Consider the following 15,215-nt stretch of genomic DNA (forward strand, 5'->3'; position numbering starts at 1 on the left):
CGACACCGTCCTCGAACTCAGCGCATAACCCCTCAGATCGAAGGACACCGCGCTACACCACTACTCGGGACTTGACCTGATGCGGTCGTAGGGAGCATAAGGACCACCGGTGTGGAGGAACCTGAAGGCGTCGAATGCTGCCTTCTTCGACGGCCATGTGAAGGATGGAAGGTTTACTGGGATCGCCACGGCGGTATCTCCTCGTTACGTGTGTTTGGTCAGAAGTTAGCGGGATGAGCTGTTCGATTGGTGCTGGATGCGGGATCGGGGTCGACTCCAGCTCGACCTGGAGCGGCCGTGCGATCTCAGTAGACCCAGCGATCGGCGAGCCCCCGTCGCAGCGCACGGAGTCGGCCGATTGGTGTGCGCGCCGCGCGCCGCCGCTGCCGGATCATCTCCTCAGCATGGGCATGTCCCGTCGCGATCGGAACGCGCGCGTCGCCTACGGCGAGAGCCGCCTCCCACAGGCACGACGGCGCGGAGGCATCATCGAGGTGCTCGAGGATCTGCGGTCCGTAGTGGTAGCAGAGTGGGCCGGGCACGCCTCGGCCACCCGGCGCTACGGTCAGACTCACGAGCTGGGTCAGAAGAAGTGCGCTGACCATCGCGGAAAGCGTCGCAACGTTCTGACCAGCGCGTTCCACGTCGATCCCGGACCGGCGAACATACTCGGGGTCGTCAAGCAGCCCCTCGCGGTCGAGTGTCACTCGGGCTAGCTTCAGTTGGCGCGTGCAGACCATGCACGGCTCACCCGGCACGAGGGTATGCGCACGAGCGGTCGCCCGAGAGAAGGTCCCGTCATCAGCGACCTCGATGTTGATGCCACCGTCGATGACCGGAATGAGATCCGTGTAGGCGATCTGGTTCAGCACCGCTCGTGGCCAGGGTCTGTCCACGCACGAGAAGACGATGTCGTAGTCCAGCGCGACTAGCAGCCCATCCGGGTCGCAGATCGACATCTCGTGCTGGCGGACGTCCGGTTGGGCTGCGGTCGCCTGTGCCTGGAGCAGACGTGCCGCGACCTCGACCTTCGCGACTTTGTCGCTGGCGTCCCGGCGGCGGGCACCGATCATGCGGTCGAGATTGCGGTGTTCTACGGCGTCGAAGTCCATCACCCCGACGGTGCGTATCCCGGACGCGGCGAGCCGCTGTGCGACGTCCAGGCCCACGCTGCCTGTGCCCACCACCAGCACGCGGAGTCGGGCAAGGTCTGCCTGCACAACCGGACCCCATGCGCTCACCGTTCGAATCTGCGCGGATGTTGTGGGTGGTGCCGGGAGAAGCAGCGGATTGAAGGAGGGAGCGAACGACGTCCCAGCCACGCGCACGGACTCGACGTCGACTACTCGCGTCCGCGAGAACCAGAACCGTGCCGACCATACATTGCCGGCCCCTCCCCAAGTCATCCCGATCACCGGGAGTCGGGTCGCGGTGTTTCCGAGCCCCGCGTAGCCTGACTCGGTCACTCGGTCAGTCTTACTCATCGATTGCCACACCGTCCCGCGAGGGTGGGAATGCAGCAGCACCAGTCCCTCCCCGGCGGCGGCGGCTTCCTCGGTGACCCGCATCACATAGTCGGAAGTGAATGAGGCGTTCCCGTGCACATGGCGTTCTCCGGGCCGCGGCGGAAATACGCGCTTCAGCAGAGCCGTGGTGCGTTCCCGCCCCGTCGATGGAGCGTAGGTCGCGAGGACTACGTCCTCTTGTCCATCCGGTCGGTCCAGATGCGCTCTGAGTGCGTCGGCGATCACTGCCGGCATCGCGACGGAGTAGCGCCGCTCGCTCATCCAGACGCTCCCGCCAGGGTGGCCCGCACGTGTCCGAGCCACGCGCGTCCGGGCTCGGTCACGCGCTCCCACCGTTCGATCTGGCGTGAGTGTCGCGTCCATCCCGGCTGCGTATCCCTCTGATCGGGGTGCACCTGCGGGAGGATCACCGACGATGGGAAGTGCACCCAGTGAGGCGGGATCAGCGGCCAAGACCCCAGCTCGTTCATTGCAACCGCACTTTCGAGTACCTCCCCCTCCCGCAGTCCGCTTGGCGCCCGAACGGGGAACACGACCCAGGACTCGACCACACGCGCCGAGACTCCCCATTCGGCGAGGCCGGCAACGAACCCCCGTACTCCCTGCAGCCGCGCCTCCATCAGGCGACCGGCCCTTCCTGCTTCACGGATTCGAACTCGTCACCGTTCTCGACCTTCACGATCTGGCGGTCCTTGAACCGCTTCAGCGTGCCGTTGCGCTTGATCTGCGCCAGGTCATACTCGGCCGGATCCAGGCCAGCGAGCAGCAGCAATGCGCCCGCTTCCCAGTCGTCGTCGCTCACCGTGTACGGCGTCGAGTCGATCGTGATCTTCATCTCCTGGCCCTTCTTGTTACCCGCCACGGCGAGGTCCTGCTGCGTTGTCATCAGACGCTCCTTGCTGGTAGTCGTTTCTCGTATTCACGTCATCACCTTAGGGGTGATACACTGATACTAGCAGATGGATGGACGAAGATCCCAGGGTCGCCACCAACATCGGTTATGGTGGCGGTATCAGTTCAGGGGTGAAGAGCGGAATGCACGTTGCGACTAGAGTTCGGGGACGATGCGTTGGAACGCCTCGCGTATGAGGCCGACTCCACCGCAGGCGGCTGGTCTATGCACGTCGTGCGCCGCTTCCGGCGCGCTCTTCAGATGATCGATGCAGCGATCCGCCCTGAAGATCTTGAGGCGCTGCTGAGCCTGCGTGTTCGGCCCACGGTCGTGAACGGGACGCGCGGCGCGACACTCCGGATCGACGATGCGCACCAGCTGCGTATCTCCTACCTGGACCCGGATGGAACACCCACCGCAATCATCGAAGCGGTCGAAAAGCAGTGAGGAGGAGCACCATGGAAAAGCACTTGGCCGACCGGGTTCCACCCGGCGAGATTCTCGCGGACGAGCTGGAGGCGCGACACTGGTCTCAGACCGAGTTCGCCGAGATCCTCGGCCGCCCCACTCAATTCGTCTCCGAGATCATCTCGGGGAAGAAGGAGATCACCCGCGAGTCAGCCGCTCAGATCGCCGCGGCGCTCGGATCATCACCGGAGTTCTGGCTGAATCTGCAGAATCAATACCTGCTGTCCCGCCAAGCACAGGACACCGAGACCCAGAAGCAGTTGCACAATGTGCGGCTACGGGCCCAACTGAACCAGCTGGCGCCAATCGCCGTGCTCCGCAAACGCGGCTACCTCACCGCCGACAGTCTTGATGGGCTTGAGCTCGAGATCCGGGAGCTCTTCGAGATTAGTTCCATCGACGAAGAGCCCGTCTTCGCTGCCGCTGCTCGACGTTCCAATCCTGACATGCCGCTTACCCCCACCCAAAAGGCGTGGCTTGCGGTCGCTCGTCGACAGGCACGCGCTATGACCGTCGCCCCGCTCGATCTTGATGCGGCCGCCGAGCGCGCGAAAGGTCTCGCCCGCACATTGCGGGACGTCTCGGCGTTTGCTGAACTCGCGACCCTGTTCGCCAATGTTGGGGTTCGGCTCGTCTACGTCGAGGCGTTCCCTGGCAGCAAGATGAACGGCGCCACCTTCCTCTTGGACGACGACGCAACGCAGCCCGTGATCGCAATCTCCGGGCGAGGAAAGCGCCTCGATAAGGTCCTCTTTACGCTGCTGCACGAACTCGCACACCTCGTCCGGGGCGATGTGCGTCCCGGCGGAACGATCCTGATTGATGACGGCGACGCACATACCTTGGGCGACGAAAGCGCGACCAACGAGCTTGCTGGGAACTGGGCCGTCCCCGGCGGACTGCCCACCCCTCCCCGCCCAATCCGCCAGAGCTGGGTATCGGAACAGGCGAACCGGCTTGGTGTTCACGACATTGTCGTCGTCGGCTTCCTTCAACACCATCGTCAACTCGATTGGCGCACGCAGCTCGTCAAGGGGGCACCATCAGTCACTGATGAGCTCGCTAAGTGGGCGGTAGTTTGACAGATCGATTGCACCTCCATGCCGTCCGCCACGACGTCACCCCGATGACCAGCAAGACCCCCGAAGGACCCACCCGATGACGGCACGGCTCACCCTCTCCGAGCTCCAGCAGTACCTCGCGCAGGCCGCCGACGCCGGCAGCGCGGCCTCGGCAAACTCACCCCCATAGAGTTTGAGATGATCTACAAGGACGCAGAAGCGGCCTGATCACCCCAAACCCCGACTGTCAACAAGACTCGGGGCAGACCCCTCTGAGAGACCTGGGTCAATGATCTTGAGCGCAGCGACGCCGCGGTCGTCTGCGATCTTGAAGGTGCAGGCGAAGCCGCCAGTTCCTAAATGGGAGATTTCTGTCGCCTGAGGAAGTAGCGCACGAGCAACTCTCTCAAGCAGTGATCGATTAGCAGGCATCCAAGTCCTCACCTCGTCTTCGAGCGCGTTGCTCAACCCATTCGCCGATGTAGCTGAGGCTAGTTGGCAGTGCTGCCATGTGACTGCCATCTGGCGGTGGATTTTGCCAAATTCACGCGGAACCTACACTCCTACTGGAAGTCGCCCACCGGGGCCATGTCGGTGAAGCGCGAGAAGTGGCCCTGGAACGCGATCTCGATCGTCGCGGTCGGACCGTTGCGGTGCTTCGCCACGATGAGGTCGGCCTCGCCGGGACGGGTGTCCTTGTCGTAGACCGAGTCGCGGTGCAGCAGGATCACCATGTCGGCATCCTGCTCGATCGAGCCCGATTCACGCAGGTCCGACACCTGCGGCTTCTTGTCCTGCCGCTGCTCCGATCCACGGTTCAGCTGCGACAGCGCCACCACCGGCACCTGCAGCTCCTTCGCCAGGAGCTTCAGAGCACGCGAGAACTCGCTGACCTCCTGCTGACGCGATTCGACCTTCTTGCCCGACGACATGAGCTGCAAGTAGTCGATGACCACCATCTTCAGCCCGACCCGCTGCTTGAGCCGCCGGCACTTCGCGCGGATCTCGACGAGTGTCATGTTGGGGCTGTCGTCGATGTAGAGCGGCGCATCGTTGATCCGCCCACGGGTCGCCGCCACCGTCGTCCAGTCGCGCGAGTCAAGCGTGCCCTTGCGCATGTTCTGCAGCGGGATCGCGCCCTCGGCCGACAGCAGGCGCATTGCGATCTCGCTGCGGCCCATCTCGAGCGAGAAGAAGATCGCCGGCATGTTGTGCTTGATCGCCGCGGCCCGCGCGAAGTCGAGCGCGAGCGTGGAGTTGTGCGTCGGGATCATCGACTCGCCGGCGAGATACAGGTGGTCGTCGTTGTCGACCTGAACGCACCGCACTGGCACGCTGACGACCGGGCGGACCGCCTTCACGTACCGACGGCCGATGCGCACCGCGGTCGAAGGACGCTCCTGCGCGTGCAGAACGCGCTTGCGCTCGAGCCGGAAGACATCGTCGGTCGTCGAGAAGTTGAGGGTGTAGTACGTCGACGACGCATCCGTCCGGCCCGCGACCTGCTTCGTCGTCCGTCCGCACCGGTACCCCAGGCTGACGATCAGCTCGTACACGGTATCGGCGAGACGCTTGTTCGTCACCGCGAACTGGCAGGAGCCGACGCCCCTGACCACCGTGCCATCGGTATCCATCAGCCCCGCGAGCAGACTTCGGCGCTGGCTCTCCGAGGCGCGGAGGTACGACAGCGGTACGTGCTTGTCGCCCAGCACGCCGAGGGTTCGAAGCAGCGCCGTGAAGGATCCGTGCTCACGATGGCACCGCGCGCAGCGCTGCGCCTCACCGGAGTACCGCTCTCCGCAGTCCGGACACGTGAGCCGTTCCGGGTGGGCGCCCTTGTTCTTCGGCCCGCACACGCGCCCGCACGTGCGGACATGCGGATGGCGTGCCGTGAACTCGGTCCCGCACACCTCGCAGTTGCGGACGAGAAGCGGCCGGGTCTGCAGCTTCAGTGCGTACAGCATGTTCCCTTGGGCTTCCGCGCGGATGCCCGCTCCCGCGATGAGGGACGGAATCTCCGCGCTCTCACTCGTCAGCCGCGCACCGGCATTGTGGCCGTCACCGAGCCAGGCGCCGAGAACGTAGGGCGGAATGGGAAGATCGGCCTCCGGTGTCTGCAGGGGAGCCGCGTTCCGCACCGAGTGATTGGCACGCTCGTCGGCGCCGACGGTGAGAGTCTGGAGGATCTGCTCCGTCGTGACGATTCCGGAACCGCCAGAGCCCCGGCGGGTGGCACGCGTCTCCGTCACCCACTGATGCTGTGCGTCGGCGATGATCGTCGAGCCGTCCGAGAACTCCACCTCGTAGCAAGGCCGATCCACCATCACCTCGGTCGCTGCCACGACGCGGGTCGGGCGACCGTCGGCGCCATAGAGATCGTCGCCGACCTGCACGTCGCCCATGGTCGTCCACCCCGTGGGCGTCGGGAGAGGCGTGTCCAGCGCAAGCGCCTTGCCCATAGCGGGCCGCGCCGCGACAACGATCATCTGACCGCCGTGCAGACCGTTCGTCAGCTCGTCGAGCTCGCGGAACCCGGTCGGGATGCCGGTCATCTGCCCGTCGCGGCCACGCGCCGCCTCGATCTCGTCGACGGCGGCGTCGACGGCGATCGTCAGCGGCACGTAGTCCTCGGTGGCGTCGGCGCCGGTGACGCCGTAGATCTCCGCCTGCGCGTTGTTCACCAGGTCGAGCGCCTCGCCCTGACCCGAGTAGCCCATCTGCACGATGCGGGTGCCGGCCTCTACGAGGCGACGGAGCAGCGCGCGCTCCGACACGATCGAGGCGTAATACCCCGCGTTCGCGGCGGTCGGCACGATCGACGTGAGGGTGTGCAGGTAGTCGGCTCCGCCGGCCCGCTGCAGGTCGCCGGTCTTGATCAGCTCGTCCGTGACGGTGATGACATCGGTCGGCTCACCATGCGAGTAGAGATTGAGGATCGCCTCGAAGATGAGCTCGTGCTTCGGCACGTAGAAGTCGGCGCCGCGCAGACTCTCGATCACGTCGGCGACGGCATCCTTCGACAGCAGCATGCCCCCGAGGGCGCTCTGCTCGGCCAGCACATCGTGCGGCGGGGTGCGCTCGTGCTCACGGGGCGCGCCCATCCGCTCTTCGGAGATGTCGGTGATCGACACGACGTCGTCCTCCTCAGGTTGCTTCGGGCACGCAGGGATACGGTTCACGGGCGAGCAGACGATGACGGCGGGGCCCGCTGATCCGAGCAGACCACGGGCTTCCGACATCCGCCTGACGCACGGGCGCGTCGTCCCCCGGATGGACCAGAGCCCACGCTAGGGAGCGGGTTGGGACGCTGCAAATCGCCCTGTGGATAACTGTGTGGACAGCATGGGAAAAACGCCGATACAGCTGTGTACAGAGCCTGTGGAGAACACCTGTGTAATTCGGGCTCCTGAACTTTTTTAAGGCGCCTCACCTCGTGTTTTCATTTTCACATCCTGTGGATGGAACTCTGATTGAAGTGCCGGTTTAAGGTTGCGCAGCGGGCCGGAGTTATGCACAGTGCTGGGCGGATCGCAAGTCCGAATGTCGCTTCAGCGCGCGGAAGCTGAGTGAGCGCTGGACACGTGGAGATGGTCGGAGTATGGTCGGCAGTCCAGGCGCCTTCACAACGTGCACCACGTGTGCACGGAACGTTCCACTCCAGGGGGAGGTGAGTGTGGACATTCCGTCAAGGGCCCGGCGAGCGCTGTTGCTCGCCGCCGCAGGGGTGGGCTTCGCGCTCGCCTGGATGGCGCTCGTCGTCGTCCTCGGCTGGGGCGCGCACGGCGCGCACGCCGACACTCGAGCGGACGACGAAGGTGCCGCGCAGTCTTCGGCCACGAACGTGCTCGGATCGGTGCTGCACTCCACCGGCACGGTGGTGTCAACGGCGACCGATGCCGTCGACCATGCCGTCACGTCGGTCACTCATGCGGTCGCCGGCACCACGAAGACCGCTGAGAAGGCGGTCGCGAAACTTCCCGTCGCGCGGAATGTCGTGAAGAAGGTGACGGATGCCTCGGCCGCCGTCACCCGCCCGGTCGAAAAGGCCGCTCGTCAGGGGGTGGTGAAGAAGACGACCGCTCCGGTCACGTCGCTCGTCACCCAGGTGACGCACGCCGTCGCTCCCGTCGTGAAGGGTGTGGAGGAGGTGCCGGTCGTCGGGGCGGTGGTGAAGCCGCTCGATGTGAACGGCACGCTCGGCGCCGTCACGTCGACCGTCTCCGGTGCCGTCGCGGACGTCTCACGCTCTGTCCACACCGCCGTGGGCGGCACCGTCGACGCGATCACACTGCCGGTCCGGCCGGCCGATCCCACTCCCGGCACGCACTCTGTGCCCGGTGAGCAGGCGTACCCCTCTCCGGATCCGGTGGGCACCGGCGCTCCGCTCGGCGATGCTCCGACCGCCACAGCGGGCGAGAGGGCCGCTGTCAGCCCTGCTCCGGCGAGCTCCGCCGCCACGGTCATCGAAACCGAAGCGTGGCTGGCGCAAGCATTCGCTGACGTCGCGCGCACCGCTCTGGCCGGCGCCACCGCGTCCATCGTCTCCGCATCCGCCCACGCGCCGGCATGGACCGCATCGCCTGCGCTCGGCACCGCGCCCGGCGTGCTCGCCCCGTCGGGCGCATTGTTCTCCGCATCCTCCGGGGCCGGCCCGGCTGCTGCCGCGCTGCTCGTCGGCGGTTTCTTCTTCGCGCACCGTGCCTGGGCGCGACGAGGACGACCCGACGACGACGCCACGCCACCGGCGCCCCTCTTCGCCACTGACGTCTCCCCCGACTGATCGGGACTCGGCCGTGCCTTCGCACGGCAGACGTTCCGGCGCGCGCTGCGCGTCGACATCCGATCACGTCCGAGGAGGACTCTCTCATGCACACGTTCGTCAAGCGCGCCCTGCTGGGCACGCTTCTGGCCGGCGGCATCACGCTCGTCGGCGCCACGGTCGCCAATGCGGCCGAAACCTCGGGGGACGACGGCCTGCTGTCGGGTACCCAGGGGCTCATCTCGGTCGACGCACCGGTGACGGTCGCCGACAACGCTGTCTCGCTCGTCGGCAACTCGACCGGTTCGGGATCGGGCTCCGCCGAAGAGCCCGCAGCGACCGCACCCGCGCCCGCCGCATCCACGTCGGGCACCGATGCTGCCGCATCCGGCTCCCAGGCCGTCGTCACGGTGAACGTGCCGATCACGGTGGAGGGACTCTCCGTCGCGGCCGTTGGCGATTCGACGACGACGTCCGCGAATCCCACAGAGTCCGCGGACCCATCGGTGCCTGCACCGTCGTCGGCGTCAGCCACCACCTCGGGTTCAGACGGGACCGCGAGCGGCAGCCAGGTCGTCGCGCCGGTGCGCGCGCCGATCACGGTCTCCGGCAACGCCGTGTCGGCGCTCGGCGGCAGCACGTCCGACAAGCCGGCTGAGACGACGGATGCCTCGGCCACCCCGAGCGGCTCGTCGACAGGTGCGACCACGGAGGGCGTCGACGGCGTGTTGAGCGGCACCCAGGCCGTCGCGCCCGTCGCGGCTCCGATCACGGTCGGCGGCAACGCCATCTCGCTGCTCGGCGACAGCAGTGCCACGGGGGTCGCATCGACGGGGACGACCCAGAGCGGAGCGACGACCGACAGCGGTACGCCGGCGGCGACCACCGACGGCGGCGACGCAATTGCCAGCGGCACGCAAGTCGTCGCGCCAGTCGCGGCTCCGGCGACGGTCGACGGCAACGCCATCTCGCTGCTCGGCGACAGCACCTCCAGCACCACAGGAACAGCGGAGGCAGCCGAAACCGGCACGACAGACAACGCCGCGACGACCACCGACGGTACTGATGCAGTCGCCGGCGGCACGCAGGTCGTGGCGCCCGTCGGGGCTCCGGTGACGCTCGGTGGCAACGCCGTCTCCGTTCTCGGCGACAGCTCGTCGGCGGGCACGACAGGTGCCGCCGCATCCGCTCCCGCGACATCGTCCCCCGAGACCACCACCGGTGGCAGCGACGGCGTCCTGAGCGGCAGCCAGGTCGTCGCGCCCGTCACGGCTCCGGTCACGGCCGGTGGCAACGCGATCTCCCTGCTGGGCGTCAGCTCCGCCGAGAGCACCGCCTCGCTGGCGTCGATGCCTGGTACCACCGGTACGGTGCCGGCCACGACGGACGGCACCGATGCGATCGCGGGCGGCACCCAGGTGGCGGCTCCGGTCACCGCGCCGATCACCGGCACGGGCAACGCCATCTCGGTCGTCGGCGACAGCCGGACCGCGGGTGCAACCGGTGCGCCGACAGCCCCCGTGTCCACTTCCGGCGCGATCAGGACCGGCCGTCTGGCCGGCCTCCTCGGCGGTTCGCAGATCGCCCTGCCGATGTCGGCGCCCATCACGCTCGCCGGCAACGCGGTGTCGGTCGTCGGCGACACGGCCGTGACGGACCCCGGCACAACCGATCCCGGCACACCCGGCACCACCGACCCCGGCACACCCGGCCCGGACGAGCCCGGCACACCGGGCACCACCGACCCCGGCACACCCGGCACCGCCGACCCGGGCACACCGGGTGCGGACGAGCCCGGTGCCACGACAACCGACGGCGAAACCCCGTCGGCCACGGTGATCGGCGCTGCCACGGCTGTCGGGAGTGCCTCTGCAGCCGTCACCGGTGAGCTCGCCGAGACGGGCGGGTCGTTCCCCTACGCGGCGCTGCTCGTCGGCGCCGTTCTCATCGTCCTCGGCATGGTTCCCATGCTGAGGCGTCGCGCGGCGTGATCCGACGGGCGCGTCCCCAGCGCGCCCGCACACCGCGCCCGGTGCATCCCCAGTGCGCCGGTACGAGGTGCCGCAGCCTGTGCACAGGGCGCAGGCTGCGGCATCCGTCGTGCCCGGAGTCTCACGGGCCGTGCTCGCTGAGAAGGGACGTAGGGGCACCCTCGATGCGCGCATTCCGTTCCCACATCGGCGCGAACCCGATCAGCAGGGCCACTTGCGCGGCGACCAGGTATCCGACGAGGACCGCGGTGCCGGCCAGCGGCGCCCAGACGACGCGCCGCCGCAACGCCGCAAGAACGATGGCGGATGTCACGGCGACGACGAACGAGCCGCTGATCGCCCACGGCAGCCCCGCATACGCGAAGGAGATGAAGCCCTCACGGCAGTCGCCCTCGCAGCCCGCGACGCTCAACCCTTGGATGATGAGCCAGTAGGAGCCGAAGATCGCGATGATCGGCATGGCGACCCACAGCACGACCGCCACGCCGGCGAAGGATCTGGGTGGTCTCGGTATGCCGCCTCTGCAGGGCCATCGGACATGCACTCATCATCCAGTCTGGTCAGACTAAAATTCTGGAGATCGCTCCATTGTGGACGAGACCGCTTCTGATCGGTGGAGCCGGGGCCGTCCGGGCTCCACCGGAAGAGCGGAAGGGGGTGGGTGATGCGTGCCATGCAGCACTGTCAGAACTCGCGGGGGTCTTCGAGGCGAGCTGGGGCCGCCATCCATTCGACTGCCGGGTCCCGCCCGATCCGCTGAGGAGCAGCACATGCCGAACGCCACGACAATCGCCGCCACGATCCGCGCGGACGGCTCCGCGACGCTCGAGATCGACGGCCAGAGCGAGACGGTCGGCACGACCCGCCGTGAAGACGCGCGTCGCGAGATCGTGCACCGCGCGAGCCGCCACGCGGCGCAGCTCGGATCTCCGGTTCTCGTCGCGGTGACCGAGCCCGACGAGGCCGTCCAGCTGCTGGTCGCGGCAGACGGCTCCGTCACGGTGGTGGAGCAGCCCCAGCCGATCCCCGGCGTACCGCAGCCGATGCCCGCAACGTCAGGGCAGGCGGATGCGTCGGCCCGGCCGGCCGCGCCATCCGAGACGCCCGAACCGGAGTCGGCGACGGGGTCGCCCGCGCCGGCGGCCGGGACGGTGTCGACGCCGCTGGTGGACGCCGGTGACGTCCCCGCGCCCGGTCGCCCGGTGCCCGCAGCCTCTGCACCCGCGCCGGGTGTGGCGGGCGCCGGTCGGACGCCGGTACCTGCGAGCGCGGCCCCGGCGCCGGTTCCGGTTCCGGGAGGCGCAGGTCGAGCCCCGGCACCGATGGCCGGGACTCCGACTCCGGCACCGGTTCCGGCGGGCGGGGCGGCCGCACCGGTCCCCGCGAGTACGCCCGCCGCTGAGACTCGGGTGCCGGCCGGCGCGGCCGGACCCCGGACCGAGATCCACCCCTCGGCCGAGGCTGCCGAGCCGCTCCGCCGCCGCGAGCGCCCGTCGTTCCTCCAGCACGAGCAGGAGGAACGTCCCGCTGCGAAGGGCTGGCGCGGCGCGCTGGTCCGGGCGGGAATCCGCGTGCCCCCGAGCGCCCGCGAGCGGGCCGAGCGCGCTGACCTGCACGCCGTGTCGCAGCATTGGCCGGGGCCGCGCACGATCGCAGTGGTCAACGGCAAGGGCGGCGCGGGCAAGACGCCCACCTCGATCAACCTCGCTGCGGTCTTCGCCCGGCACGGCGGCGCCGGCGTGCTCGCGTGGGACAACAACCAGACCCGCGGCACGCTGGGCTGGCGTACCGAGCAGGGCCCGCACGATGCGACACTGCTCGAGCTCCTCCCCGAGACCGGGCGGCTTCTCGGCACGAGCGCGCAGTCAGCGGATCTCGCGCGCTTCGTCCACCACCAGACCGCCGACAAGTTCGACGTGCTGCGCTCCAAGCCGGCCGTGCTCGCCAGCGAGCAGCGGATCACCGCCGCCGACGTGTCGAGCATCCATTCCGTCGCCGCGAAGTACTACCGGCTCATCGTCATCGACTCCGGCAACGACGAGACCGACCCGCTGTGGCTGCAGATGATCGACCACGCCGACCAGCTCGTGGTCGCGACGACCACCCGCGACGACCACGCCGAGGCAGGCGCTCTGCTCCTCGAGGGCCTCGCCGAGCGGGATGAGCGGTCGGCCCGGCTCGCCGAGAACGCCGTCGCCGTCGTCACGCAGGCCGATTCGAAGGCGACGGATGCCGACATCCGCCACGTCGCCGACGGGTTCAGCGAGATCGCCCGGGAGGTCGTGACGATCCCCTTCGATCCGGCGCTCGTCGACGGCATCATCACCTACGAGGCGCTGCGTCCCGACACCCGGCGCGCCTGGCTCGCCGCCGCCGCGGCGATCGCGCGCGGCCTGTAGCGGATGCGTCGGCGCCGACGCATCCGTCTTCACCATGACCGCGCCAGGTCGCGGCATCCGCCCCATCGATCGATGGCGCGGACGCCGAATACAGGCGCAGATGCGTGACCGCGGGCGCATGAGCAGCCGGGCGCTACACCTCTCCGCTGATGCGCCACGGTTTTCCTGCCGCATCAGCGGGAAAGTGGCGCCCTCCGGAAGAACGTGCCGCATCAGCGGGAAAGTGGCGCCCGATGCCGACGCGAAGGGCCGCCGACCCGGAGGTCGACGGCCCGTGCGGCGGTTGCTGCCTTACTTGGCGGCGACCACCTGCAGCGTGATCACGGCGGTCAGCTCGTCGCGCAGACGAACGGTCGCCTCGTGCTCACCGGTGGCCTTGATCGGCGAGGTGATGTGGATCTTGCGCTTGTCGAGCTCACCCAGACCCGCGGCCTTGACCGCATCGGCGATGTCGCCGGTCTTGACGGCACCGAACAAGCGGCCTTCGGCGCCGGCCTTGACGGTCAGCTTGACCTTGTTCGACTCGAGGGCGTCCTTGAGGGCCACGGCCTCTTCGTGGTCGTGGATCGCGCGGGCGTCACGGGCGGCGCGGATCGACGCCACCTGCTTCTCGCCACCGCGGCTCCATGCCACAGCGAAGCCCTGGGGGATGAGGTAGTTGCGGGCGTACCCGTTCTTGACCTCGACCACGTCACCGGCGCTTCCGAGCCCGGCGACCTCATTCGTGAGAATCAGCTTTGCCATTGCGGTGCTCCTTAGCGGCCGGCGCCGGCGTAGGGCAGGAGCGCCATCTCGCGCGCGTTCTTGATCGCGCGGGCGATGAGGCGCTGCTCCTGCACGGAGACACCGGTGATACGACGGGCGCGGATCTTGCCGCGCTCCGAGATGAACTTGCGAAGGGTGGCGACGTCCTTGTAGTCAATGACGCCGACACGGATCGACTTCGCGGGAGCGGCGTTCTTCGCGCCCTTCCGCGGCTTGCGGCGGTCGCCGCTCGACTTTCCAGCCATGTTGTTTCCTTAGATCAGATGAGTTCTTGTGAGGGATGCCTCGGCCTGGCGCAGACTCGCTCGCTTGAGGCTTCGACTCGCTCGCGCTTCGCGCGGGCTCGCTCAGCCTTGAGTCGATCTCGCGTCAAGGTCGCTTCGCGACCGTGACCCGAGCCGACTCAGAACGGCGTGTCGTCGCCGTAGTTGCCGGGCGCCGCCCAGGCGTCGGCGCCGGAGTTCGACCCGGGGGTCGACCACGGCTCTTCCGAGACCTGCTGCTGCCGCGGAGCTCCGCCGCCCGATGAGGCCGCGCGAGTGACCTGGGCGGTCGCGTAGCGCAGCGAGGGGCCGATCTCGTCGACCTCCAGCTCGATCGAGGTGCGGTTGTTGCCCTCGCGGTCCTGGTAGGAGCGCTGCTTCAGGCGACCGGTCGCGATGACGCGGGAGCCCTTGGTCAGCGATCCGGCGACGTGCTCGGCGAACTCGCGCCACACGCTGGCACGGAGGAACAGTGCTTCGCCGTCCTTCCACTCGTTCGCCTGGCGGTCGAACGTGCGCGGCGTCGATGCGATCGTGAAGTTCGCGACGGGCAGACCCGACTGCGTGTAGCGCAGCTCCGGGTCGGCCGTGAGGTTTCCCACCACGGTGATGATCGTTTCGCCGGCCATCGTCGTTACGCCTTCGCCGGAGCAGCGGCCTTGCGGGCCGCCTTCGCCTCGGAGCGCTTCTTCTCGGCGGCCACCTGAGCGATGGCCTCTTCGGCGCGCAGGATCTTGGTGCGCATGATCAGCTCGTTCAGCTTGAGCTGACGGTCGAGCTCCTGCGTCGCCTCGCTCGTGGCGGTGAAGTCGACGACGGCGTATATGCCCTCGGTCTTCTTCTGGATCTCGTACGCCAGACGGCGACGGCCCCAGATGTCCACGTTCTCGATCGTTCCCTCAGCGTCGGTGATGACCTTGAGGAACTTGTCCAGGTGCGTTGCGACCTGGCGCTCATCGATCTCAGGGTTCAGGATGACCATGAGTTCGTACTGGTGCGTCACTTACCCACCTCCTTCGGACTAGCGGCTCGCGGGTATCTCCCGTGAGCAGGAGGGTGTGGTGCACGTCATCCGGCATGCGTGCACGCCA

General features: G+C 68.0%; 13 protein-coding genes. 5 read left to right on the forward strand and 8 right to left on the reverse strand.

The window, feature by feature from the left end:
* Positions 1–305 precede the first annotated feature (305 nt).
* Positions 306–1,787: a ThiF family adenylyltransferase gene (locus tag AC3RX1_RS09600; RefSeq protein ID WP_491501014.1), complete on the reverse strand. Its 1,482-nt coding sequence runs from the start codon at positions 1,785–1,787 to the stop codon at positions 306–308.
* 358 nt (positions 1,788–2,145) lie between these two features.
* The gene (locus AC3RX1_RS09605; RefSeq protein ID WP_491501015.1) at positions 2,146–2,412 is read right to left on the reverse strand and encodes a hypothetical protein; all 267 of its coding nucleotides are present in this window, start codon (positions 2,410–2,412) and stop codon (positions 2,146–2,148) included.
* A gap of 231 nt (positions 2,413–2,643) precedes the next feature.
* Here AC3RX1_RS09605 and AC3RX1_RS09610 point away from each other — a divergent pair, with 231 nt between their 5' ends.
* Both AC3RX1_RS09610 and AC3RX1_RS09615 read left to right on the forward strand, forming a co-directional pair.
* Positions 2,644–2,865 (forward strand): hypothetical protein, encoded by a 222-nt coding sequence (locus AC3RX1_RS09610; protein WP_491501016.1) that lies wholly within the window; start codon positions 2,644–2,646, stop codon positions 2,863–2,865.
* Between the two features lie 11 nt (positions 2,866–2,876).
* A complete protein-coding gene (locus tag AC3RX1_RS09615) occupies positions 2,877–3,968 on the forward strand; it encodes a HigA family addiction module antitoxin (RefSeq protein WP_491501017.1) in 1,092 nt (363 codons plus the stop codon).
* A gap of 542 nt (positions 3,969–4,510) precedes the next feature.
* On the opposite strand, the gene dnaB is transcribed toward AC3RX1_RS09615, so the two are convergent.
* Positions 4,511–7,186, reverse strand: a complete 2,676-nt coding sequence (dnaB, locus tag AC3RX1_RS09620) for a replicative DNA helicase (protein WP_491501018.1) — start codon at positions 7,184–7,186, stop codon at positions 4,511–4,513.
* Between the two features lie 434 nt (positions 7,187–7,620).
* Between dnaB and AC3RX1_RS09625 the strand changes: the two genes are divergently transcribed.
* Both AC3RX1_RS09625 and AC3RX1_RS09630 read left to right on the forward strand, forming a co-directional pair.
* On the forward strand, positions 7,621–8,727 hold the full coding sequence (locus AC3RX1_RS09625) for a hypothetical protein (RefSeq protein ID WP_491501019.1): 1,107 nt from the start codon (positions 7,621–7,623) through the stop codon (positions 8,725–8,727).
* Positions 8,728–8,813: 86 nt separating this feature from the next.
* Positions 8,814–10,697 (forward strand): beta strand repeat-containing protein, encoded by a 1,884-nt coding sequence (locus AC3RX1_RS09630; protein ID WP_491501020.1) that lies wholly within the window; start codon positions 8,814–8,816, stop codon positions 10,695–10,697.
* Between the two features lie 121 nt (positions 10,698–10,818).
* On the opposite strand, the gene AC3RX1_RS09635 is transcribed toward AC3RX1_RS09630, so the two are convergent.
* Positions 10,819–11,181, reverse strand: coding sequence for a hypothetical protein (locus tag AC3RX1_RS09635; RefSeq protein ID WP_491501021.1), 363 nt, complete (start codon positions 11,179–11,181; stop codon positions 10,819–10,821).
* A 286-nt stretch (positions 11,182–11,467) separates the two neighbouring features.
* On the opposite strand from AC3RX1_RS09635, the gene AC3RX1_RS09640 reads away from it, so the two are divergent.
* Positions 11,468–13,096, forward strand: coding sequence for a MinD/ParA family ATP-binding protein (locus tag AC3RX1_RS09640; protein ID WP_491501022.1), 1,629 nt, complete (start codon positions 11,468–11,470; stop codon positions 13,094–13,096).
* A gap of 291 nt (positions 13,097–13,387) precedes the next feature.
* Here AC3RX1_RS09640 and rplI read toward each other — a convergent pair whose 3' ends face one another.
* From rplI to rpsF, 4 genes are all read right to left on the reverse strand, one after another.
* Entirely contained in the window at positions 13,388–13,840 is a 453-nt protein-coding gene (gene rplI / locus AC3RX1_RS09645; RefSeq protein ID WP_491501023.1) for a 50S ribosomal protein L9, read from the reverse strand.
* Positions 13,841–13,851: 11 nt separating this feature from the next.
* The gene (gene rpsR / locus AC3RX1_RS09650) at positions 13,852–14,106 is read right to left on the reverse strand and encodes a 30S ribosomal protein S18 (RefSeq protein ID WP_029146075.1); all 255 of its coding nucleotides are present in this window, start codon (positions 14,104–14,106) and stop codon (positions 13,852–13,854) included.
* A gap of 158 nt (positions 14,107–14,264) precedes the next feature.
* Positions 14,265–14,753 (reverse strand): single-stranded DNA-binding protein, encoded by a 489-nt coding sequence (locus AC3RX1_RS09655; RefSeq protein ID WP_491501024.1) that lies wholly within the window; start codon positions 14,751–14,753, stop codon positions 14,265–14,267.
* Between the two features lie 5 nt (positions 14,754–14,758).
* Positions 14,759–15,127 carry a 30S ribosomal protein S6 gene (gene rpsF, locus AC3RX1_RS09660; RefSeq protein WP_491501025.1) on the reverse strand — a complete coding sequence of 123 codons (369 nt, stop codon included), beginning with the start codon at positions 15,125–15,127 and terminating at the stop codon, positions 14,759–14,761.
* Between the last annotated feature and the right edge of the window lie 88 nt (positions 15,128–15,215).

The sequence above is a fragment of the Microbacterium altimontanum genome (assembly GCF_058349865.2).

Bases quoted from the DNA above. Each gene is read 5' to 3' on its own strand.
- AC3RX1_RS09600 (WP_491501014.1), bottom strand. From the start codon at position 1,787: ATGAGCGAGCGGCGCTACTCCGTCGCGATGCCGGCAGTGATCGCCGAC.
- AC3RX1_RS09605 (WP_491501015.1), bottom strand. From the start codon at position 2,412: ATGACAACGCAGCAGGACCTCGCCGTGGCGGGTAACAAGAAGGGCCAG.
- AC3RX1_RS09610 (WP_491501016.1), top strand. From the start codon at position 2,644: ATGCACGTCGTGCGCCGCTTCCGGCGCGCTCTTCAGATGATCGATGCA.
- AC3RX1_RS09615 (WP_491501017.1), top strand. From the start codon at position 2,877: ATGGAAAAGCACTTGGCCGACCGGGTTCCACCCGGCGAGATTCTCGCG.
- dnaB (WP_491501018.1), bottom strand. From the start codon at position 7,186: ATGTCGGAAGCCCGTGGTCTGCTCGGATCAGCGGGCCCCGCCGTCATC.
- AC3RX1_RS09630 (WP_491501020.1), top strand. From the start codon at position 8,814: ATGCACACGTTCGTCAAGCGCGCCCTGCTGGGCACGCTTCTGGCCGGC.
- AC3RX1_RS09640 (WP_491501022.1), top strand. From the start codon at position 11,468: ATGCCGAACGCCACGACAATCGCCGCCACGATCCGCGCGGACGGCTCC.
- rplI (WP_491501023.1), bottom strand. From the start codon at position 13,840: ATGGCAAAGCTGATTCTCACGAATGAGGTCGCCGGGCTCGGAAGCGCC.
- rpsR (WP_029146075.1), bottom strand. From the start codon at position 14,106: ATGGCTGGAAAGTCGAGCGGCGACCGCCGCAAGCCGCGGAAGGGCGCG.
- AC3RX1_RS09655 (WP_491501024.1), bottom strand. From the start codon at position 14,753: ATGGCCGGCGAAACGATCATCACCGTGGTGGGAAACCTCACGGCCGAC.